Origin of the sequence: Bradyrhizobium sp. 62B (assembly GCF_030272265.2) — a bacterium.
Taxonomy (GTDB): domain Bacteria; phylum Pseudomonadota; class Alphaproteobacteria; order Rhizobiales; family Xanthobacteraceae; genus Bradyrhizobium.
In genome coordinates this window covers 4,054,198-4,075,638 of the sequence record NZ_CP092841.2, presented here as the reverse complement: position 1 = coordinate 4,075,638, position 21,441 = coordinate 4,054,198, and the positions used below count along the sequence as shown (strand labels likewise).

Annotated in this window: 21 protein-coding genes; 9 read left to right on the top strand and 12 right to left on the bottom strand. The window is 64.8% G+C overall.

All coding sequences use genetic code 11. The annotated features are described in order from the left end of the window. Positions 1–27: 27 nt before the first annotated feature. The 4 genes from ppx to ML401_RS19235 all read right to left on the bottom strand — a co-directional run bounded on the left by ppx (position 28) and on the right by ML401_RS19235 (position 5,249). Entirely contained in the window at positions 28–1,530 is a 1,503-nt protein-coding gene (ppx, locus tag ML401_RS19250; protein WP_194408326.1) for an exopolyphosphatase, read from the bottom strand. Positions 1,531–1,545: 15 nt separating this feature from the next. Beyond that, positions 1,546–3,738 (bottom strand): RNA degradosome polyphosphate kinase, encoded by a 2,193-nt coding sequence (locus ML401_RS19245; RefSeq protein WP_194408325.1) that lies wholly within the window; start codon positions 3,736–3,738, stop codon positions 1,546–1,548. 157 nt (positions 3,739–3,895) lie between these two features. After that, positions 3,896–4,573, bottom strand: a complete 678-nt coding sequence (locus ML401_RS19240) for a DnaA ATPase domain-containing protein (protein ID WP_285806583.1) — start codon at positions 4,571–4,573, stop codon at positions 3,896–3,898. Between the two features lie 133 nt (positions 4,574–4,706). After that, positions 4,707–5,249, bottom strand: coding sequence for a CDP-alcohol phosphatidyltransferase family protein (locus tag ML401_RS19235; RefSeq protein WP_025035876.1), 543 nt, complete (start codon positions 5,247–5,249; stop codon positions 4,707–4,709). 157 nt (positions 5,250–5,406) lie between these two features. Here ML401_RS19235 and purM point away from each other — a divergent pair, with 157 nt between their 5' ends. Continuing rightward, positions 5,407–6,480, top strand: coding sequence for a phosphoribosylformylglycinamidine cyclo-ligase (gene purM / locus ML401_RS19230; protein WP_211417335.1), 1,074 nt, complete (start codon positions 5,407–5,409; stop codon positions 6,478–6,480). Positions 6,481–6,494: 14 nt separating this feature from the next. Then, positions 6,495–7,148, top strand: a complete 654-nt coding sequence (gene purN / locus ML401_RS19225; protein WP_194402425.1) for a phosphoribosylglycinamide formyltransferase — start codon at positions 6,495–6,497, stop codon at positions 7,146–7,148. A 92-nt stretch (positions 7,149–7,240) separates the two neighbouring features. Here purN and ML401_RS19220 read toward each other — a convergent pair whose 3' ends face one another. Further along, a complete protein-coding gene (locus tag ML401_RS19220; RefSeq protein WP_018645416.1) occupies positions 7,241–7,447 on the bottom strand; it encodes a cold-shock protein in 207 nt (68 codons plus the stop codon). Positions 7,448–7,817: 370 nt separating this feature from the next. Here ML401_RS19220 and ML401_RS19215 point away from each other — a divergent pair, with 370 nt between their 5' ends. Then, positions 7,818–8,975, top strand: a complete 1,158-nt coding sequence (locus ML401_RS19215) for an autotransporter outer membrane beta-barrel domain-containing protein (protein ID WP_285806582.1) — start codon at positions 7,818–7,820, stop codon at positions 8,973–8,975. 21 nt (positions 8,976–8,996) lie between these two features. Here the strand turns inward: ML401_RS19215 and ML401_RS19210 are convergent, their stop codons facing one another. Then, positions 8,997–10,037 carry a LysR family transcriptional regulator gene (locus ML401_RS19210; protein WP_211417333.1) on the bottom strand — a complete coding sequence of 347 codons (1,041 nt, stop codon included), beginning with the start codon at positions 10,035–10,037 and terminating at the stop codon, positions 8,997–8,999. A gap of 70 nt (positions 10,038–10,107) precedes the next feature. Between ML401_RS19210 and ML401_RS19205 the strand changes: the two genes are divergently transcribed. The 5 genes from ML401_RS19205 to ML401_RS19185 all read left to right on the top strand — a co-directional run bounded on the left by ML401_RS19205 (position 10,108) and on the right by ML401_RS19185 (position 13,720). After that, on the top strand, positions 10,108–10,725 hold the full coding sequence (locus ML401_RS19205) for a hypothetical protein (protein ID WP_285806581.1): 618 nt from the start codon (positions 10,108–10,110) through the stop codon (positions 10,723–10,725). Beyond that, complete coding sequence (locus tag ML401_RS19200) at positions 10,712–11,332, top strand: GNAT family N-acetyltransferase (protein ID WP_024338084.1); 621 nt, start codon at positions 10,712–10,714, stop codon at positions 11,330–11,332. Before ML401_RS19205 ends, ML401_RS19200 begins: the two co-directional genes overlap by 14 nt. A 25-nt stretch (positions 11,333–11,357) precedes the next feature. Then, on the top strand, positions 11,358–11,921 hold the full coding sequence (locus ML401_RS19195) for an isochorismatase family protein (protein WP_211417330.1): 564 nt from the start codon (positions 11,358–11,360) through the stop codon (positions 11,919–11,921). A gap of 30 nt (positions 11,922–11,951) precedes the next feature. After that, on the top strand, positions 11,952–12,122 hold the full coding sequence (locus tag ML401_RS19190; protein WP_194402420.1) for a hypothetical protein: 171 nt from the start codon (positions 11,952–11,954) through the stop codon (positions 12,120–12,122). A gap of 215 nt (positions 12,123–12,337) precedes the next feature. Then, positions 12,338–13,720, top strand: a complete 1,383-nt coding sequence (locus ML401_RS19185; RefSeq protein WP_194402419.1) for an aspartate aminotransferase family protein — start codon at positions 12,338–12,340, stop codon at positions 13,718–13,720. Positions 13,721–13,853: 133 nt separating this feature from the next. On the opposite strand, the gene rnd is transcribed toward ML401_RS19185, so the two are convergent. Then, positions 13,854–15,002 carry a ribonuclease D gene (gene rnd, locus ML401_RS19180; RefSeq protein WP_211417328.1) on the bottom strand — a complete coding sequence of 383 codons (1,149 nt, stop codon included), beginning with the start codon at positions 15,000–15,002 and terminating at the stop codon, positions 13,854–13,856. A gap of 353 nt (positions 15,003–15,355) precedes the next feature. Continuing rightward, a complete protein-coding gene (locus tag ML401_RS19175; protein WP_285806580.1) occupies positions 15,356–16,255 on the bottom strand; it encodes a LysR family transcriptional regulator in 900 nt (299 codons plus the stop codon). Between the two features lie 103 nt (positions 16,256–16,358). Here ML401_RS19175 and ML401_RS19170 point away from each other — a divergent pair, with 103 nt between their 5' ends. Beyond that, positions 16,359–17,348, top strand: a complete 990-nt coding sequence (locus ML401_RS19170) for a zinc-dependent alcohol dehydrogenase family protein (protein ID WP_285806579.1) — start codon at positions 16,359–16,361, stop codon at positions 17,346–17,348. A 74-nt stretch (positions 17,349–17,422) separates the two neighbouring features. Here the strand turns inward: ML401_RS19170 and ML401_RS19165 are convergent, their stop codons facing one another. From ML401_RS19165 to ML401_RS19150, 4 genes are read right to left on the bottom strand one after another with little or no spacing between them, the layout of a single operon-like run. Then, positions 17,423–18,757: an ABC transporter substrate-binding protein gene (locus tag ML401_RS19165; protein ID WP_285806578.1), complete on the bottom strand. Its 1,335-nt coding sequence runs from the start codon at positions 18,755–18,757 to the stop codon at positions 17,423–17,425. A gap of 11 nt (positions 18,758–18,768) precedes the next feature. After that, positions 18,769–19,638 carry a carbohydrate ABC transporter permease gene (locus ML401_RS19160; protein WP_285806577.1) on the bottom strand — a complete coding sequence of 290 codons (870 nt, stop codon included), beginning with the start codon at positions 19,636–19,638 and terminating at the stop codon, positions 18,769–18,771. Next, the gene (locus ML401_RS19155) at positions 19,635–20,585 is read right to left on the bottom strand and encodes a carbohydrate ABC transporter permease (RefSeq protein WP_285806576.1); all 951 of its coding nucleotides are present in this window, start codon (positions 20,583–20,585) and stop codon (positions 19,635–19,637) included. Before ML401_RS19155 ends, ML401_RS19160 begins: the two co-directional genes overlap by 4 nt. A 1-nt stretch (position 20,586) precedes the next feature. Beyond that, the gene (locus tag ML401_RS19150) at positions 20,587–21,438 is read right to left on the bottom strand and encodes a phosphodiesterase (protein ID WP_285806575.1); all 852 of its coding nucleotides are present in this window, start codon (positions 21,436–21,438) and stop codon (positions 20,587–20,589) included. Between the last annotated feature and the right edge of the window lie 3 nt (positions 21,439–21,441).

The window sequence follows — 21,441 nt, the reverse complement described above, 5'->3', positions numbered from 1 at the left end:
CGTTCGCTCGCCGCGCTGTTCGGTTGGTCAGCGCCGCACGATCGAGCCGGCGCGATTGATCAAGCGGGCGAGCTGGCGGAAACGGCTGCCGACGCGGTCGGCGACGAGGTCACCGAGGCGGTGCTCGAACACGAGCATCAGTTTACGTCCCTGGCTCCGGAAGTGCGTGGCCGGCAGCACGCCGGGGCGCGCTGCCGAGATCAGATGCGCGACGCGGAACGCAGCGCCCAAGAGGCGCGCGCGTTCGAGCTGCGCCGGCGTCAGCAATTCCTGCATCGTGACCGGCGGCTGGTTTTCCTCGCTCAGACCCGCATAGCGATAGAACACCGACAGGCCGACGAAGGCGCGCTCGGTGTGGGTGATCGCGCCGAAATTGCCGTTGACGACGAGGCTCAGCGTCTGCTCGCCGCGGTGATCGGGATGCACGCGCCAGCCGATGTCGGACAAGAGGCACGCGGTGTGGCGCAGCCGGCGGTCCTCCTCGGTCTCGCGCAGCTTGACCACGCGCGCGAGGCGATCGGTCCAGGCGATCAACTCGTGGGCGTGCTTGGCCGAGCGTGACAGCAACCGGTTCAGCTCTTCCGCGGCGCAGATCAGGCCGTCCTTGTTGCGTTCCCCCTCGGGCAGCTTCTCGTGCAGCAAGCCCTCGCGCACGCCGAAGGTCGAGAACACGATGGTCTTCGGCTTCGCCACCCGGATGATGTGCTCGAGCACCAGCGCAGCATAGGTGAGGAGCGGGCGGCGCGCGTCCGCGACGCTCTCGATGTCGGCGAGCATGTCCGCGGCCGCCAGGCGCCGCAGCCTGCGGGAGAAGTCGAGCGCTTCAGCCGCGGACAGCGAATAGCCGTGCATCACCTGGAGCGGATAGCCGCTCTGGATGATGTGGATCCGGGCGAGGGCGCGCCAGGTGCCGCCGACCGCGTAGAAGGTGCGGCCGCGGCCCGCCGTGAGCTGCGGCACCTCGTCCAGCTCCTCCCGCACGATGCGATCGGCGCGCTTGAGCGATTTGTGCGCGAGATCCTGCAGCGCGAGCCCGCCGAGCGGCAGCGTCACGCCGCTGCGCACGCTGTTCTTGCGCACGTCGATCAGTTCGAGCGAGCCGCCGCCGAGGTCGCCGACGATGCCGTCGGGATGATGGATGCCGGAGATCACGCCGAGCGCCGACAGCCGCGCCTCGCGCGGGCCTGACAGGATCTCGATCTTCACGGCGCAGATGCGCTCGGCCTTCGCGATGAAATCGGGACCGTTGGAGGCGTCGCGGCATGCCGCGGTCGCGATCGCGAAGACGCGGCCGACCTGCATGACGCGGCACAACGCGCGAAAGCGCTTGAGCGAGGTCAGCGCCTTGTCGACGGCGTCGGGCGCGAGCAGGCCGGTGCTCTGCACCTCGCGCCCGAGACCGCACAACGTCTTCTCGTTGAAGATCGGGATAAGGCTCCGCGTCAGTCCCTCGTAGACGACGAGACGGACCGAATTGGAACCGATATCGATGACCGCGACGCTCGAGCCGCGCTTGCGCGGCCGCTTCACGTCGGACATCCCCGATCAGGATTGATGGCGTTCGTTCCGGCGCGTGAGACGACGCGGCGAGGATTCCTTGAGCGACTTTCCACGGCCAGACAGACTCGGATTTGTCATGAAGTAGTTGTGGACGTTGAAAGGCTCCTCGCCCTTCGCGGTCTTCATACGCGTTGAAGACCCATCCGGCAACAATTGCCAGCTCTGCTCATTGTCCTTGAGGTTGGCGACCATGATCTGTTCGAGAACCTGCTGATGCACCGTCGGATTTTGCAGCGGACACAGCACCTCGACGCGGCGGTCGAGGTTGCGCGGCATCATGTCGGCGGACGAGATATACACAGCCGCTTTGGCGCTCGGCAGACCCTGGCCCATGCCGAAACAGTAGATTCGGCCGTGTTCCAGGAAGCGTCCGATGATCGACTTGACGCGGATGTTCTCGGACAGGCCGGGAATGCCGGGGCGCAGGCAGCAGATACCGCGCACCACGAGCTCGACCTGCACGCCGGCCTGGGAAGCCTCGTAGAGCGCGTCGATAATGTCGGGATCGACCAGCGCATTCATCTTCATCCAGACCGCGCCGTGCCGGCCGTGCCGCGCATGCGCGGTCTCGCCCTGGATGTGCTCGATGATGCGCTTGCGCAGGGTGAGCGGCGACACTGCCATCTTTTCCAGATCGCTCGGCGCGGCATAGCCGGTGATGAAATTGAACACGCGCGCGGCATCGCGGCCGATGGTCGGATCGGAGGTGAAGTAGGAGAGATCGGTGTAGATGCGCGCGGTGACCGGGTGATAGTTGCCGGTGCCGGTATGGACATAGGTGGTGAGGCTGCCGCCCTCGCGGCGCACCACCATCGAGAGCTTGGCGTGAGTCTTCAGCTCGAGGAAGCCGTAGACGACCTGCACGCCGGCGCGTTCGAGGTCGCGCGCCCAGCGGATGTTGGCTTCCTCGTCGAAGCGCGCCTTCAGCTCGATCAGCGCCGTGACCGATTTTCCGGCCTCGGCGGCTTCGGCGAGCGTGCGCACGATCGGCGAGTTGTTGGAGGTGCGGTAGAGCGTCTGCTTGATCGCGACGACGTCGGGGTCGCGCGCGGCCTGCTGCAGGAACTGCACCACGACGTCGAAAGATTCGTAGGGGTGATGGACGACGAGGTCCTTCTGACGGATCGCGGCAAAGATGTCGCCGCCGTGCTCGCGCACGCGCTCGGGATGTCGCGGCACGTAAGGGGTGAATTCGAGATCGGGGCGGTCGAGGCGGGTGAGCTGGGAGAGCTCGTTCATCGCCTGCACGCCGTCGACCAGGAAGACCTCGTCGTCGGCGGCCGAGAGTGCGTGCTGGACGAAGCTGCGCAGCTGCTCCGGCATCTTGGCGTCGATCTCGAGCCGGATCACCGATCCGCGGCGGCGGCGCTTCAGCGCGGTCTCGAACAGGCGGACGAGGTCTTCCGCCTCTTCCTCGATTTCGAGCTCGGAGTCGCGGATGATCCGGAAGGCGCCCTGGCCGTGCAGATTGTAGCCGGGGAACAGGCGGTTGATGAACAGGGCGGTGGCCTGCTCCAGCGAGATCAGCCGAACGGTCTTGCCCTCGGACGGCAGGCGGATGAAGCGGTCGATCTTGCCGGGCATGCGGATCAGCGCGTTCATCTGCCTGCCGTCGGCGGCGCGCGTGAGCTGGAGCGCGATGGTGAAGCCGAGGCTCGGGATGAACGGGAAGGGGTGCGCCGGGTCGATCGCCAGCGGCGTCAGCAGCGGGAACACGTTGTTGAGGAAGTAATCCTCGATCCAGGTCCGTTCCGCCTTGGTGACGTCCTTCCCGTCGACCAGCACGATGCCGACATCGGCCAGCGTGCCGCGCAGGTCGCGCCAGATCGCCTGCTGGTCGGAGGCGAGTTCGGAGACGGTGCGGTTGATCAGGGCGAGCTGCTCGGATGGCGTCAGGCCGTCGGGGCTGCGTTCGGCGATGCCCTCGCGGATCTGCGCCTTGATGCCGGCGACGCGGACCATGAAGAACTCGTCGAGATTATTCGCGGAAATCGACAGGAATCGCACCCGCTCGAGCATGGGGTGGCTGGGATTGACCGATTCCTCCAGGACGCGGCGGTTGAAATGCAGCCAGGAGAGCTCGCGATTGATGAACCGTTCGGGGCTCGACGCGATCGCCGGCGGGCCTTCGGCTTCCGGGGCTTTTTCTTTAGTTTCAATAGCTTGCGCAGAGTCCATCAGAAGCCGGTCCATCCTGTCTCGCCTCACTTTGCGATCTATGCGCAAAACCTGCGGGAGCATGTGTTAGAGCGATGACGTTTCGATGACATTGATGTTCCGCCGCTTGGCGGCGTCAAGCGGGCTTCGTCCGGCCGTGGTGCGGGGTAGACCGGGGTCAGGCGTCCCTGAGCAGCTCGGCGGCCAGCGCCCTGGTGACGGGGCGGCCGAGCCGCAGGGCCTCGCTGTCGAGCAGTTCCACGGCCTGGCGGGCCGCGGCCGAGGACCGCTCCAGGCGGGTGGCGAGGTAGCCGACCACGCTCTCGTCCACATTGAGCTGGCGGTCGGCGCAGAATTTGACGATCAGGCCGCGGAAGAGCTGGTCGTCGGGTGGCAGCAGCGTGACAACTGGCACCGCGCGCAGGCGCGAGCGCAGGTCGCGAAGCTCGATCTCCAGCGCCGCCGGCACCTCGCGTCCGGTGAACAGCACATAGGCGCCGTCCTCGCGGGCGAGGTTCATCAGGTGGAAGAGGGCGCGTTCGTCGAAGTCCTTGGCCCTGATATCCTCGACCACCAGCGCGCCGGTGGCGAGCGCGCCCGGCACGCCTGCGGCCGTCAGGGAGTTGGCGACGGTCGAGCGTGCCCCCGACATTTCGGCCCAGATCGCGGCGAGGTGGCTCTTGCCGCTGCCTTCCGGGCCGGCCAGCCACATGATCCGGTTCGGCCATTCCGGCCAGCGCTCGATCAGGGCCAGACCAGCCGCGTTGGCGGGGCCTTCAAGGAAATTGTCCCGGCTGAGGCTCTCCGCATGCGGAAGCGAAAACGCCAATTGTCGGGGATGGACGCGGCCTGCCACGCTTGCTTTGCTCCATGCCGGCGTGCCGGCCCGTTTGAAGAATGCGACTTGATCGAGCGGAGTTGGCCTTTTGCGCGGCCGCTTCTCCTCTCACTTGGTCTGCTCTTACTTGGCCACTCTCACTTGGCCACTCTTACTTGGCCTCGATCGTGCTCATGTGCCGCAGCCACTCGACGAGATAGAGCGACACCGAGGAGAGCGTGAAGACCGTGACGAGGCCCATCAGGATGATATCATAAGGAGCCGGCTTGAAGCCGAAGGCAAGCGCCGCCAGCACCAGCGCCGCGAACGCCACTTGCGCAACGGTGTTGAGCTTGGACACTTTCGACGGCTTCATCTCGACGGGCCGGTCGAACAGCCAGGACACGATCACGGCGGCGACGATCATGATGTCGCGCGAGACCACCAGGATCACGATCCAGCGCGGAATCGCCCCCCAGATCCCCAGCGCCATGTAGATCGAGACCAGCAGGGCCTTGTCCGCGAGCGGATCGAGCAGGGCGCCGAGCTCGCTCGTCATGTTGAAGCGCTTGGCCAGGAAGCCGTCCACGGCATCGCTGATACCGGCGATCAGGAAGACGGCGAACGCGACCTCCATTTGGCTCGACACGATGGCCCAGACGATGATCGGGACCAGCATGATGCGGCCCAGGGTAATGATGTTCGGAATACTCACGAAAGCGCTTCCCGGCACCCGGTCTGACCTCGAATCCGGCCTCTCGGGAGGCTGAACCGGTTGATATCTCTACATAGTATATGGCGGTGCGCCATGCGAGCCATTGCGCGTCCCCGGAATTCGACGTAACCAGCCGCAAACCCACTGGAAATCGGGCATGACCGACCGCAAAAACGGCCTCACTTACGCCGATTCAGGCGTCGACATCGACGCGGGCAACCGCCTGGTCGATCTGATCAAGCCGATGGTGCGCGCCACGGCGCGGCCCGGCGCCGACGCCGAGATCGGCGGCTTCGGCGGGCTGTTCGACCTCAAGGCGGCCGGTTTCAAGGACCCCGTCCTGGTGGCCGCGACCGACGGTGTCGGCACGAAGGTCAAGATCGCCATCGAGACCGGGCTGCATGGCGGGATCGGCATCGACCTCGTCGCCATGAGCGTCAACGACCTCGTGGTGCAGGGCGCCGAGCCGCTGTTCTTCCTGGACTATTTCGCCTGCGGCAAGCTCGACCCCGAGGCCACGGCCTCGATCGTCGCGGGCGTCGCGGAAGGCTGCCGCGAATCTGGCTGCGCGCTGATCGGCGGCGAGACCGCCGAGATGCCAGGCCTCTACAAGGACGGCGATTACGATCTCGGCGGCTTTGCCGTCGGTGCCGCCGAGCGCGGTACGCTGTTGCCGCGCAAGGACATCGCGGCGGGCGATGCGGTGATCGGCCTCGCCTCGTCGGGCGTGCACTCCAACGGCTTCTCACTGGTCCGCAAGATCGTGGAACAATCGGGCCTCGGCTTCGCCGCACCGGCGCCGTTCGCACCGGTCATGACCCTCGGCGGTGCGCTACTGACGCCAACCAAGCTCTACGTCAAATCCTGCCTGCGGGCGATCCGCGAGACCGGCGCGGTGAAGGGCCTTGCCCACATCACCGGCGGCGGTTTCACCGACAACATCCCGCGGGTGCTGCCGAACGGCCTCGGCGTCGGCATTGATCTGGCGCGCCTGCCGGTGCTGCCGGTGTTCAAATGGCTGGCAGCGCAGGCCGGCATCGCCGAGCTGGAGATGCTGCGCACCTTCAATTGCGGCATCGGCATGATCGCGATCGTCGAGCCCGACAAGGTCGAGCAGGTCATGCAGGTCTTCACCGAGGCCGGCGAGACGGTGGCGCAACTCGGCACGGTGATCCCGGCCGACGGCGAGCACCGCGTCGTTTATAACGGCCATCTCGACATGGCATTGTGATGACTGGCGCTGTGATGAAGCGCCGCGTCGCCATCCTGATCTCCGGCCGCGGTTCCAACATGGCCGCGCTGATCAAGGCCGCAAGCGCGGCGGATTTCCCGGCCGAGATCTCGCTTGTCATCTCGAACAAGGCCGATGCGCTCGGGCTCGAACGTGCCAAAGCGGCCGGCGTGAATACGCTGGTGATCGAGAGCAAGCCGTTCGGCAAGGACCGCGCCGGCTTCGAGAAGGTGTTGCAGGCCGCCCTCGACCAGCACGGCATCGAGCTGATTTGCCTCGGCGGCTTCATGCGCCTGTTCACGGCCGAGTTCACCAGGGCCTGGTACGGACGGATGCTCAACATCCATCCCTCGCTGCTGCCGTCCTTCCCCGGCCTCGATCCACACGGCCAGGCCTTGCGCGCCGGCGTCAAGCTGTCAGGCGCGACGGTGCACTTCGTGATCCCCGAGACCGATGCCGGCCCGATCGTGATGCAGGGCGCGGTTCCCGTCAGCGACCACGACACGGGGGATACGCTGTCCGAGCGCATCCTCGAAGTCGAGCACCGCATCTACCCCGAGGCGCTGCGGCTGCTTGCGACCGGCAAGGTCCGGATCGAGGGCGATGTGTGCAGGACGGAAGGAAGCGGGCCGTCGGAGAATTTTCTGGTTGCGCCGGTGGTGCGCTGAAGCGCTGTCCTCGCGGCGGTCTTTCCAAACGAAATCCCCCGGCGGAGCCGGGGGCAACGTCATGATCTCTCACATGTCAGTCTTGAGAGAAATCAGGAGACCTTGAGGTTCTCCGCGGAGGCTTTGCCGCGGTTCTCCACGAGGTCGTATTCAACCACCTGGTTTTCGTTGAGGGTGGAGAGTCCGGCACGCTCGACGGCGGAGATGTGGACGAATACGTCCTTGTCGCCGCCATTCGGCTTGATGAACCCATAGCCCTTGGTCGGGTTGAACCATTTGACGGTGCCCTTTTGCGGCATCGCTAGTCTCCTCCACTAGGTATAAAAAAGACGCGGCCGCTGTTTCGCGTGCCACGCCACAAACGGGCTTCCGAAGTCTGTTCGAGTCTCAACGTCGCGAAACGCACAGCGAGCGGCCAATTCCGATTGTGTCCAATATTGCAACATGAAAATCGCGCGTTAGCAAGCAGTGCGCGAATTTCAAGGGCGGGCAGGGCGTGCCGCCCTGCAATTTCCGACCTGTGGCCGCGGAACCACAATCGAGGCAATAGCCTCGGTGACAGCGTGCTCAGCGGTTGACCCTCTGGAGCAGTTCGGCACAAATCGCGACATGCGCGCGCCGTGCGTGTTGCATTTTTGCGCGCCGCCTTTTGCTTCGGGATTTGTCGACATGTGCTGCACATCGCAGCCCTCCGGGACACGGCAGACGATCGGGCTGGACCGCGTCCGCAGGGTCGCGGCCGCGATCGCGATGGCGTTTGCGCTTGTCCTGATGATGTCGGCGACCGCGCCGGTCTTCGCGCAAAGCCCGACGCCGACGCCGACCCCGACACCCACGCCGTCACCGACCCCGATGCCGTCGCCGACGGCGACCAATTACGACCAGTCGGTCGGCAACAGCGCGCTCAATCTCGGCTCCAACTTCCTGGAACGGCTCGGCAACCAGGCTTCGGGCGGTTTCAACCGGGCGTCCCGCACCAATCCCGGCGGCGGCGGCGCGTCGGCGAGCACGGAAGATCCGCGCTATCGCACCTGGTTCGAGGGCTACGGCATCTCTGTGCGCTCCGACGCACAAGGCGACTTTGTCGGCGACAAGCGCAAGACGGCCGGCGGCGTCGCCGGCTTCGGCGCGCGCGTGGCACCGGGTGTCAATCTCGGCTTCTCCGTCGACCAGAGCCATACCGACATCGACGTGCCGCTGGCGCTGCAGTCGGCGACGCTCGACCTGACGCAATTCGGCATCAACGGTTCGGTCGACAAGGGCCCGTGGACCTGGGCCTTTGCCGTGGTGCACGGCTTCGGCAAGGTCCGCTCCAGCCGCGACACCGGCGTCGGCCTTGCGACTGCGGGCTATCGCGCCGCGATCGACGGCGCACTGACCGAGATCAGCTATTACTGGACCAAGGACCAGATGCGTATCGTGCCGAAGGGGGCGCTGGAATATGTGCGCGCCACCAGTGCGGCGTTCCAGGAGACCGGCGGCCTCGACCCGCTGAACGTCGGCTCGACCGCGCTCTCACGCGCGCGCGTGATGATCGGGGCCGAGATCGGCCGCTACTTCATCATCGACCAGAAGATCCTCGACCTGTCCGCCTACGGCAAATTCGTCGACAATTTCCATCAGGATCTCGGATCGATCCAGGTCAGCCTGGGAACCCAGAGCATCGTCGTTCCCGGCATCGGCGAGAGCCGCTACGGCGCGGATGCCGGAGCCTCGGCTTCGCTCAGCCTGACCAACGTGGCGCGGCTTTACGTCAATTACGACGGCAAGTTTCGCAGCTTGCTGACGTCGCACCAGGGCACGTTCGGTTTCGAATACAAATGGTGAGCGGAAAGCTCGCTTGGCTGTTCAGGCCGGCGTCGCCGCGACATATCCCGTCAGGCCAAAACCCTCCCGCGCCGCCGTCATCATCGGCACCAGCGTGTTCGGATGGATGAACTCGTCGCGGAAGCAGGGATAGGCCTTTGGATCGAAGATCTTCTTCAGCCAGTCGACCACGATCTTGTGGCGCTCGGAGGCTCGGAACTCCTTGTGATAGGTGAGCCAGAGATCGGCGTGGTGGCTGACGCCGAGATCGACGGCGACCAGCGGCGCGCCAAGCGCGATCGAGACCGTCGGCAGGAAGCCGATGCCGGCGCCGCGTTCGACGGCGTAGAGAACGCCGACCGAGGAATTGGTCTTGATCCCGACGATACCTTCCAGCGACTTCAATCCGAGCACACGGGCATAGGCGCCGTCGTCGACCTGCGGTGCGCTCTGCTTGATGATGCGGTGGTTCTTCAGCTCCGCAAGGGTCGCGGGCACACCGTAGAGGTTTTCGTATTCCTTGGAGACGAAGGGATAGATGTGGAGACGGCCGAGCTTGGCGACGATCAAATCGGGATTGGTCGGCGGCTCGAGCTGGATCGCGATGTCCGATTCAAGCCGTGCGACGTCGGCCTGCTCCATCGCGCAGCGCAGGTCGACGGTGATCCTGCGGTAGGTCTTCTGGAAGTCGATCAGTCGCGGCAGGATCCAGAAATTGCCGGGGCCCTCCGTCACCGCGACGCGCACGATGCCCGAGGTGTCGTTCGACGACCGCGACGCGCGCCGGAAGACGTTGAAGGCATGACGCTCCATATGCGCAACGTCGGCGATCATCGCGGTGCCTTCATCGCTGAGCGTGAGCCCGCTCTGGTCGCGCAGGAACAGCTTGCAGCCGATGCTCTCTTCGAGCCGGTCGACCCGGCGCATCAGCGTGGTCGAGGTGAGCCCGAGCTCCTCGGCGGCATTGCGAAAACTTTTATACTTTGCGCACGCTAAAAACAGTTTCAAATCGTCCCAGGACGCATCCAGGGCTTCTTCACGGTGCTGCATCATCGCAGCACCCCGGTGCAATAACTGTTGCATACTCCTGATCCCCAGCCGCTAAGCTCAGTGGCATAGCGGGGCACGAAGCCTCGAACGATAGAGGCGTGACATGGGTATGGAAAGGGGCTCGTTTGCCGCAAGGCATGATTTCGATGCCTTGCCGCTGAGCGCGGACGTCGATGTCCGCTGCGCGCAATTTTCCGAAATTTCCGCACTTGCGCAGATGGCGCACCGGATGGTGCCGGGCGTGCGGATCGGGACAGAAGAGCTTGCGCGATACTTCACGTTCGATCCCCAGAGCATCCTGACATTCAGCCGAAAGGGCCAGCTCGTCGGCGGTATGGCCTTCCTGTTCCTCAACGACCGCGGGCACGATGCGCTGCTGCTCGACGAGATCTGCCTCACTGCGCCCGAGACGCCCTATCTCGCTTCCGCGAAGGAAGAGGTCACCGCCATCTACATCTGGGCGATCGCGGCGACGGGGCGCGGCATCGCTGGTCTCGGCAAGGCGGCTGCACACCTGCGACAGCTAAGGTTTCGCGGCGCGGATTGCTATGCGCAGCCGTCAACGGTGGCAGGACGCGACATCATGAAGGCGACCGGCTTCGCGCCGGTCCCGAGTTTCCAACCCGACCTCTGGTGCTACGAGCGGCCCTGGCATCGGCAACCCATGCGTATGGCGGGCCCGATCATTCAAGCAAGGAGTTTTGCAGATGCACGGTACTAGGATTCCCGTCGCCAAGCCCTGTTCCCGCGCCATCACCATCCGCCTCGCGCGCGATCCAAACGATCTCATGCTGGTCACCGCCATTCGTTCCGCGGTCTATCTCGCCGAGCAGGATTGTCCCTTCGAGGAGGAGTTCGACGGCAACGACATGGTCGCGGCGCACTTCATCGGCTTCGTCGGCAACGAACCTGCGGGCTGTCTGCGGGTGCGCTTCTTTGGCGATTTCGCCAAGGTGGAGCGGCTCGCGGTGCGTCACCAATACCGGCGCTCGCGCGTCTCTTTCAAGCTGGTGCAGGCCAGTGTCGACTACGTGAAGCGCAAGGGATTTCGCAAGATCTACGGTCAGGCGCAGGACAGGCTGGTCGATTTCTGGGCGCATTTCGGCGCCAAGCCGCTCGGCCATAATCGCAAGATCACGTTCTCGGATTTTTCCTACACGGAGATGCTGCTGGAGATCGAGCCGGGCCCGGACGCGATCACGCTGGACAGCGATCCCTATGTGATCATCCGTCCCGAGGGCGATTGGGACCGGCCGGGCGTGCTCGACGCCTCGGCGGGGCGGGCGGTGACCTCGCCGCTGCGGGACCTCGCGCTCGCCGACCGCTGAAATTGGTGCAGCCTGGCGCAAGACAATGCTGGCCTCCATCCACGACGATCCGCCACTCTTGGTCTGTGCGGATCTTCAGGTCGAATATCTGACCCCCGGGCGTCGCCACGTCATCCTCGACGGCGACGCCGCGACCGCACGCTGCCTGGAACTGCTGATGCTATGGCGCGGCAATCTGTGGCCCGTGATGCATCTGAAGCGCATTGCGCAGGCCGCGTGGTTCAATCCGGCATCAAGGCTGACCGATTGGATTGCGGAGATGAAGCCGCGGCCGGGCGAGCTGACGTTCGAGCATCCGCTCCCGTCCGCCTACAGCTCGTCGCGGTTTGTGGACTACATGTCCAATATCCGCAATGTCCGCTGCATTCTGATCGGTTTTTCCCTCGACGAGACCATCCTGGCCACCGCCGCCGACGGGTTTCACCGCAGCCATCGCTATCAGGTCGTCGCCGACGCCGTTGCTTGCCGGCAGCCGGCCACGGGCGATGCCGCCGCCTATAAGCATGCGGTAGTGAATGTCATCGGGAATTTTGCTACAATCCAGTCCAGCGCCGAACTGATCAGAACCAGCGGCGCCGTTGCGGTGTAGGCGGCCGCGACCGGCGGATGGGGTGAGAGATTGTCACGGGGAGACGAGCTCAAGGAGCTGGCGAGCGACCTGTCGCATGCCGCCGAGAAGGCGCGCAGGCTTGGCCTGCCGACGACGGTCTATCTGCTTTCGATGGCGCTGGTGGAGGTGAGGGAAGCCGCAGCCGGCGCCGGCGACGGGCATGACGACGACGCGGCATGAGAGCTGGCCCAGCGGCTCTCCGACCCGCGGTCTTGTGACGTGCCGTTCCGTGATGCGCGGCTTTGTCATCTGCGGCTTTGTGCAACGCTGCTGAGCGCTTGCTGCCGACGAATTGGCGTTGCAAGTTCTGCGCTGTCGCAATAGCCAAGGTACTCGATCACCGAGTGATGACGCCGGCTATGCCTGCGACGTGACGCTTTCAAGGATCTCTAGCAATGTCCATGCTGCCCAATTCGCAAGAGGCCCGGGATGTGGCCTATCAGCTCCATCCCTACACCAACGCGCGCACGCATCAGCAAGCCGGTCCCCTGGTGATCGAACGCGGCGATGGTCCTTACGTCTTCGATGCATCGGGCAAGCGCTATTTCGAGGCGATGGCCGGTCTGTGGAGCGTCGGGCTCGGCTTCAACGAGAAGCGGCTGGTCGAGGCCGCATACAAGCAGATGCAGGCGCTGCCGTTCTATCACACGTTCTCCGCCAAATCGCACGGGCCCTCGATCGACCTCGCCGAGAAACTGGTGGCGCTTGCGCCTGTGCCGATGAGCAAGGTGTTCTTCACCAATTCCGGCTCGGAAGCCAACGACACCGTGTTGAAGCTGATCGCCTATCGCTCCAACGCGCTCGGCCAGCCGCAGCGCAAGAAGGTGATCAGCCGGATGCGCGCCTATCACGGCGTCACCATTGCGTCGGCCAGCCTGACGGGCCTGCCGAACAATCACCGCTCGTTCGACCTGCCGTTGCCGAACATCCTGCACACGGGCTCGCCGCATTTCTACAAGGACGGCGCCGCCGGCGAGAGCGAGGAGGCGTTTGCGACGCGCCGGGCGGAGGAGCTCGATGCCCTGATCCAGAAGGAAGGGCCCGATACGATCGCGGCGTTCTTCGGCGAGCCGGTGATGGGGGCAGGCGGCGTCATCGTGCCGCCGGCGACCTATTGGGACAAGATCCAGGCGGTCCTGAAGAAGTACGACATCCTGTTGGTCGCCGACGAAGTGATCTGCGGCTTCGGCCGCACCGGTAAGATGTTCGGCTGCGAGACCTACGGCATCAAGCCAGACGTGCTCGTGGTCTCCAAGCAGATCACCTCGAGCTATTTCCCGTTCTCGGCGATCATCATGAACGACCGCATGTTCGAGCCGATCGCGGACGAGAGCAACAAGATCGGCGTGCTCGGCCACGGCTTCACCGCGGGCGGCCATCCGGTCGGCTCGGCGATCGCGCTGGAGAATCTGAAGATCATCGAGGAGCGCGGCCTGGTCGCGCATGCCGCCGAACTCGGTGCCTATATGCAAGGCAAGCTGCGCGAGCTCACCAGCCATCCGCTGGTCGGCGAGGTCCGCGGCGTCGGCATGATCGCGGCGATCGAGCTCGTGCTGGACAAGGGCCGCAAGACGGCCGCCAGCACGCCCGGCGCGGTCGGCGGCATCGCCAGCCGCATGCTCCAGGAGCGCGGCGTGATCTCGCGCAACATGCTGGATGCGATCGCGATCTGCCCGCCGTTGATCGTCAACAAGTCCCACATCGACGATCTAGTCGCAGCGATTACCGGCGTGCTGAACGACATGAAGCCGGAAGTGGCCAAGCTGACGCCGGCGTAAGCCGAGCTGCGGCGTCAAATTCCCTCATTGCGAGCGCAGCGAAGCAATCCAGAATCCCTCCTCGGAAACAGTCTGGATTGCTTCGTCGCAAGACCTCCCCGCAATGACGGTGGAGAGGCGCTGCGGCTGACCGTTACGCCCGCTGAACTCCGATCACGCGGCCTTTCTCGACCGCCAGCGCCAGCTCGCCGCGCTTCAGCTTCAGCGCGGCGTCACCGAACAGCTCGCGGCGCCAGCCGCGCAGGGCGGGGACGTCGGCCTCGTCGTCGGCTGCGATCTCTTCGAGGTCGTCGACCGTCGCGATCACCTTGCTGGCGACCGCATGCTTCTCGGCGGTCATGCGCAGCAGCACCTTCAGGAGCTCGACGATGGCCGCGCCATTGTTGTTGTTGCGCGGCTTCTCCAGCTTCGGCAGCGTCGCAAAATCCCGGGCCAGGCCGCGCTCGACCGCGGCGACGATGTCCGCGCCCCATTTGGATTTCTCGAACCCCTTCGGCACCGAGCGCAGATGGGCGAGCTTCTCCAGCGTGGTCGGCGCGTGGGTCGCGATGTCGGTGACCGCCTCGTCGCGTAGCACGCGGCCGCGCGGCACGTCACGGCTCTGCGCCTCCTGCTCGCGCCAGGCGGCGACCTCCATGAGGACGGCGAGATCCTTCGGCTTGCGCACGCGCGTCTTCAGCCGCTCCCAGGCGCGCTCGGGGTGGAAGTCGTAGGTTCTGGGGGAGGTGAGGACCTCCATCTCGATGGAGACCCATTCGCTGCGGCGGCGCTTCTTGAGATCGGCGTCGAGCGCTGCGAACACGTCGCGCAAATGGGTGACGTCGGACACCGCGTAATGCATCTGCTCCTTGGTCAGCGGCCGACGCGACCAGTCGGTGAAGCGGTGGGTCTTGTCCGGGCGGTGGCCGGTGACCTTCTCGACCAGCGCGTCGTAGGCGATGCTGTCGCCGTACCCGAGCACCATCGCGGCGACCTGGGTGTCGAACACCGGGTGCGGGATGATGTTGGCCTGGTGCCAGATGATCTCGATGTCCTGACGGGCGGCGTGGAAGACCTTCAGCACGCTCTCATTGGCCATCAGCTCGAAGAACGGCTTGAGGTCGATGCCGGCGGCCAGGGTATCGATGACGATGGCTTCCTCGGCGCTGGCCATCTGCACCACGCACAGCAGCGGGTAATAGGTGGTCTCGCGCAGGAACTCGGTATCGACGGTAATGACGGGGTGCTTGGCCAGCCGGCTGCAGGCAGCCGCGAGGTCAGCGGTGGTGGTAATTAAATCCATGAACGGCCCATGACACTTGATATCAGCCGTTCTGCCGAAAGTGCTGTGATGTCAAGGGGCTCGATGCGAATTCGAGCCTTGCATTCGGTCCGGAATCGTCTTTTTCCGACGAAATTCCTATTCGTAGCGGACCCGGTGCGAGGATTTGCGGGCGCAGGGCAGCGCCACCACGACCACGCACATGCCGACCAGCGCCAGCCCCAGGAACTCGAAAACCAACAGATCCACGGCGAAATCTCCAGAAACATTGATAGATTGGTCGGGGGCGCGTTGAGGGTCTGTTAATTGCGATGGTTACCGGCGGTGCGACGGGCCGGATGGTGGACGGGGGGTTAATGGGGGCGAGGGCGCCATCACGTCATCAGCTTCGGCAGGGCGGCTGCCAGCACGTCGACCGCCACGCGAAGCTTTGGCGGCATCCGGGGCGAACGTGGCCATAGCGCGTGGCAGTCGTACAGGAATTCCGGCTGGCCATTGAACAAACCGACAAGAATGCCGGCGTTCAGGCGTTCGCGGACTAGCCAGTAAGGCAACCAGGCGAGCCCCATGCCCTGCGCAGCGGCATCGGCGATCGCCTCCAGATCGTCGAACCGCAGTCTGCCGGCGGGCATGATCTCGCGCGGAGGCCCGCTTTGCTGCGGAAACAGCCACGGCCGGACGCGGCCGGAGCGGCGATAGATGACCGCCTGGTGCGCGGCAAGATCGTCGATCGATTTCGGTTTGCCGTTGGCGCGCAAATACGAACGCGCGCTGCATACCACCATGCGCTGGCTTGCGATGCGCCGCGTGATCAGGCCGGATTGGTCATCGAGATCACCGGTTCGGATCGCAAGATCATAGCCGCCCTCCACGATATCTGCGATCGGGTCGCCGAAGGAAAGATCGAGCTCGAGATGCGGATGTCTTCGCGCCAGTTTCGTCAGCACGGGCGCGACGCAGTGCCGTCCGAGCAGGGCCGGCATGGTCACGCGCAGCCTGCCGCGCGGCTCGGACAGCTCGTCGGCAACAACGGCATCGGCCGCTTCAGCCTCGCTGAGCACGGCACGGCAGCGCTCGTAATAGGCCTCTCCCGCCTCGGTCAGGCTCTGGCGACGCGTGGTGCGGTTGAGCAGACGGACGCCGAGGCGATCTTCGAGGAAACGTACATGCTTGCCGACCATCGGGCCGGATATCTCGAAGGCGTCGGCGGCGGCTGCAAACGAGCCGAGATCGGCGGCCTTGACGAACACGGCCATGCTGGTCAGGCGATCCATGATTAAAAACTCCTGGTTTCGACTGTTCGTTTGGTTGGACGGTTTATCGGCTTCGCTGGGACTGGCACAGCTCCATTCGGTTCAACTGTTTTGGAGTATATTCATGCCGCGCGCCGTTCGCTTTCATCAGCATGGTGGCCCCGAAGTCCTGCGCATCGAGACCGTCGGGGTTGCGCCGCCGGCAAGGAACGAGGTGCAGATCCGGGTCAAGGCGCTGGGTCTCAATCGCGCCGAAGCGCTGTTGCGGCGGGGGACCTATATCGAGACCGCAAGCTTTCCGTCCGGCCTCGGGCTGGAGGCTGCAGGGATCGTCGAGGCCGTCGGAGAGGATGTGGCCAACTTGACGCCTGGCGGCGCCGTCAGCATCGTGCCGCCGATATCGATGGTGCGATGGCCGGCCTATGCGGAGCTTGCGAACTTTCCCGCCGCACTCGTCGTGCGGCATCCGCCCGAGCTCGGCTTCGAGGCGGCCGCGGCGGTGTGGATGCAGTATCTGACGGCATACGGAGCGCTGGTCGACATCGCCGGACTTGGACGAGGGGACGTCGTCGCGATCACGGCGGCGTCGAGCAGTGTCGGACTTGCCGCCATTCAGATCGCGAAGCGGATCGGCGCTGTCCCGGTTGGCCTGACACGGACCTCGGCCAAACGGCAGGCCTTGCTAGACGTCGGCGCGGCCCAGGTTGTCGTCACGGAGGAAGAGGACATCCGCGCACAGCTTGCGGACATCGCCGGCGCAAATGGCGTGCGGGTCGTGTTTGACGCGGTTGGTGGCCCCGCCTTCGAGCCGCTGACTGCGGCCCTGTCGCCGGGCGGCATTTTGATCGAGTATGGCGGGCTGAGCCCTGAGCCGACGCCGTTTCCTCTGTTCAACGTCCTCGGCAAGAGCCTGACGCTGCGGGGCTATCTCGTGCACGAGATCGTCCGCGATCCCAAGCGGCTTGCGCCCGCGAAGGCATTCATCCTCGGTGGGCTCTCGGACGGCACGTTGAAGCCGATTATCGCCAGGACGTTCCGGTTCGAGGAGATCGTCGAGGCGCATCGCTTCCTGGAGTCGAACACGCAGTTCGGCAAGATCGTTGTGACGATCTGAGCTGGCGTCCCTTCAGAAACGACTTCGGCGCCCCGCACCGCGGAGCGCCGAACGTGGGGGCAATATCGGCGGCCCTACGGCAGCTTTAGCGACGTCTCCGCATTGTAAGGCTTCAGCGTTTCGTCGGCGGCCTTCTGCGCCGCAGCCAACGCTTCCTTGGGCTGCTTCTTGCCGTTGAGGACCAGCATCACCTCGTCTTCGAGGTTCTTGCGCACCGGCACGGTCTTGTAGGTCGCGAACCACGGCTTGGCGACGTCGAGCTGCTCGACGGCGGTCCTGGCATCCGGGTTCTTGTTCAGGAAGTCGACCATGTCAGGCGTCTTGTACGCCGCCATGTTGGGCGCGAAATAGCCGGTGGCCCGGCTCCACCAGCCGCTCTTCTCGGGCGAGGTCATCCACTTGATCAGCGTCCAGGCGGCCTTTTGCTTCTCGGCTTCGAGACCGGCCGGAACGATCAGCGAGGCGCCGCCGATCGGCACGGCGTTGCGGACGTTGCGCGGGATGAAGGCGACCTTGTAGTTGAACTTGGCGTTGTCGCGCACATAGGTGAGCGAGCCCGTCGACAGCATCATCATCGCGGCATTGCCGGAGATGAACGCGGTGCTGACGGCAGGTCCGGGCGTTGCGCCGGGCGGATGCACCTTGTGCTTGGTGACGAGGTCGTTCCACCAGGAGAGCGCCCCCAGCATCGATGGCGTGTCGTAATAGACCTCGCCGCCGAACTCCTCGTTGTAGTAGCGCCCGCCATTGCTCATGGTGAGCGTTTCCATCATCCAGCCGCAATAGTCGTAGGCGCAGGGAATCTCGATGCCCCATTGGGTCACCTTGTCGCCCTCGCGCTTGGTGAGCTTCTTGGCCCAGTCGGTGAGCTCGGCCCAGGTCTGCGGCGGCTGGCTCGGATCGAGGCCCGCTTCCTTGGCCTTGTCGGCGTTGATGTAGAGCAGCGGCGTCGAATTGTGGAACGGCACGCCATAGACCGAGCGGTTGATCACCGCGTTGCCCTGCAGCGCCGGGAAGAACTGGCCCAGAAACTTTTCCTTGGTGGTGCCGTCGGCCTTGATCAGCGCATCGAGATTGGTGAGCTCGTTCTCGATCTGCATGTCGAGCAGGAAGTTGGCGGACATGATGACCGCGGACGGCGGCTTGCCGGCCTTGATCGCGGCACGCGTCTTGATCAGCGTGTCGTCATAGGAGCCGGTGTAGACCGCGGTCGCCTTGATCTCAGGGTGGGTCTCGTTGAACTCCTTGATCAGGGTGCCCATGTCGCGGGCGAGCTTGCCGTCGACGGGGACGGGGAAGAACAGATCGATCTCGGTCGGGCCTTCGCCGGCGAGAGCGGGAAAGGCGAGGGCGCTTGCCAAAGAACCTGCCGTGGCAAGGCCCAGCATGAGCCTGCGGGAGAACAGCATCGGAAAATCTCCTATTTGATGCCTGAGGTGACGAAAGAGCTGATGAAGCGCTTCTGGAAAATCAGGAAGGTGACGAGCAGCGGGGCGATCACCATCAGCGTGCCGGCGGCGATGGTGCCCCAGGCCTGCGTGCCTTCGGCGGTCTTGGTGAAGACGGACAGGCCCACGGTGAGCGGCCGCTTGTCCGGCGAGTTGATCACCATCAACGGCCACAGGAAGTCGTTCCAGTGGCTGGTCACGGAGATGATGGCGAAGGCCGAGAAGCTCGGCATCGACAGCGGCACGTAGATGTGGCGGATACGCTGGATGAGGCTGGCGCCGTCGATCAGGGCCGCGTCTTCCAGCTCGGTCGGAATCGCCTCGAAGGCCTGGCGCATCAGGAAGGTGCCGAAGGCGGAGGCGAAGAACGGCATCATCACGCCGGTAAGCGTGTCGTAGAGGCCGAGCCGTGCCACCAGCGACAGGTTCGGCACGATCAGCAGCACCGGCACCAGCATCAGCTGCATCAGGAACAGATAGAAGATCAGCGTCTTGCCGACGAAGGCGAGGCGCGCGAAGGCAAAGCCCGCGAGCGTGATCGTGACGAACTGCACCAGCAGGATGCCGGCGCAGATGATCGTGGTGTTGAGCGTGTAGCGCGGGAAATCGCCGATCTCCCAGGCATCCCTGATGTTGTCGAGAGTCGGCTTCAGGCTCGGCATCAGCTCGGCCATGGCGTTGATGCCGTCGGAAGTCGGTCGCAGCGTCGCCACGACCATCCACAGGAAAGGGATGAGCCAGACGATCGCGAGCAGCACGGTCAGCAGAAAGCCGAGCTTTGGGGTGATCTCGCCCCTTGTGGCGAGCGGGGCGTCTCTGAACAGACGATCGAACAGCTTCATGGCCCGCCCTCGCGGTTCGCCATGGTGCGGAACGACAGCGCGGTGAGGCTCATCAGCGCGGCGAGCGTCAGCAGCGTCGCGGCCGAGGCCTTGCCGATGTCGTAATGCTCGACCGCCTGCTGGTAGATGTAGAACAGCACGAGATTGGTCGAATTGGACGGCCCGCCCTGGGTCATGACGAAGACGTGGTCGACCTGCGTCACCGCGTTGAGGATCGCGATGACGGTGACGAACAGGAAGGTGGGCTTGAGCTCCGGCAGAATGATGTGGCGCAGGCGCATGTAGGGCCCGGCGCCGTCGAGATGAGCGGCCTCCATCACGTCCTCCGGCACGGCCTGCAGGCCGGCGAGGAAGAACAGCATGTAATAGCCGGCGTTCTTCCAGATCGTGATGACCATGATCGCGTAGAGCGCGACATCGGGGTCGCCGAGCCAGTTCGGCAGCACCGGAAGCAGGCGGCCGATGTAGAAGTCGAGCAGGCCGACATTGGGCAGGAAGATGAACATGAACAGCGCGGAGGCCGCCACCATCGGGATCAGCACCGGCAGGAACAGCGCCGCGCGCAGCGCGCTGCTGACGGCATGGGTGCGCGAAAGCGCCAGTGCGAACAGCAGCGCGAGCGCGATGCTCGGGATCGCCGTGCCGACGGCGTAGATCAAATTGTTGACGACGGCACCGGTGAACGCGGGATCGGCCAGCACGGCGCCGATATTGTCGAGACCGACGAAACGGAGGGGCGCCTTGGGCGTGGCACGCTGATAGAGCGCATCGATGAACACGCGTCCCATCGCGCCATAGGTGAAGAGCGCGAGGAAGATCAGCGAGGGCAGCAGCAGCAGATAGGCCGGCAGCGAAGCTTTGAGGCGGATGGTGAGGCGCCTCAGGACATCCAGGCGCGGCGCTGCCGAGGTCGCGACCGGGAGAGCCGCGGGTTCAGCGAGGCTCATCTCACCGCGCCGCGAAGTTGAGCGCATAGTCGCGGCCGTCCACTCCCGCCGGAGGCTCGAAGGGGAAGCGCAGGCTTTGGTCGAGGAAGTCGTGGCTGTGCACGACGAGATTGTCGTCGGCGATCAGCACCACGCCATAGGCCGGCGGCTCGTGACTCGCCAGATGGTTGGTGGCATTGGCGTCCAGCTCGAACCAGACCTGGTGATTGGTGCCGCGCAGGGTCGAGAACGGGATCTTGCCGTAGCTGCCGAAGATCGGGCGGTGCACATGGCCGAAGAACAGGTGGCGGATGCGCGCGCGATAGGGCGCGATGATTTCGGCGAACTCGGCGCTCTGCTTCAGTCCGATCTCGTCCATCGCGTGGACGCCGACCGGGAAGGGCGGATGATGCATGAAGACGACGAACTCTTGGTCGGCGGGCGCGGCTGCAAGCGTGCTCGCAAGCCAGCCGAGGCGCCTTGCGCACATCTCGCCAGCGTGGCTGGTCTCGTCCAGCGTGTCGAGGAAGAGGAACAGGCCGTGCTCGGTGGTCCGCGTGCCCTGCACGAAGCCGTTGGCATCGCGCGGCGCGGCTTTCAGCGCGTCGAGGCAGGTGACGCGCTTGTCGTGATTGCCGACCATGGCGATGTAGGGAATCTTCAGTGCGGCCATCGCGTCGGCGAAATTGGCGTAGGATTCCGCCTCGCCCCAATGGGTGAGGTCGCCGGTCACGACCGCAAACGCGGCGTCGGACTGATGCTTGTTGATGTCGGCGATCGCCGCATCCAGCCGGGCGCGCGGATCGAGGCCGTAAAGCGTCGAGCCGGGGTTCGCCAGATGCGTGTCGGTGAGGTGGATGAATTTGAAGGGCATGCG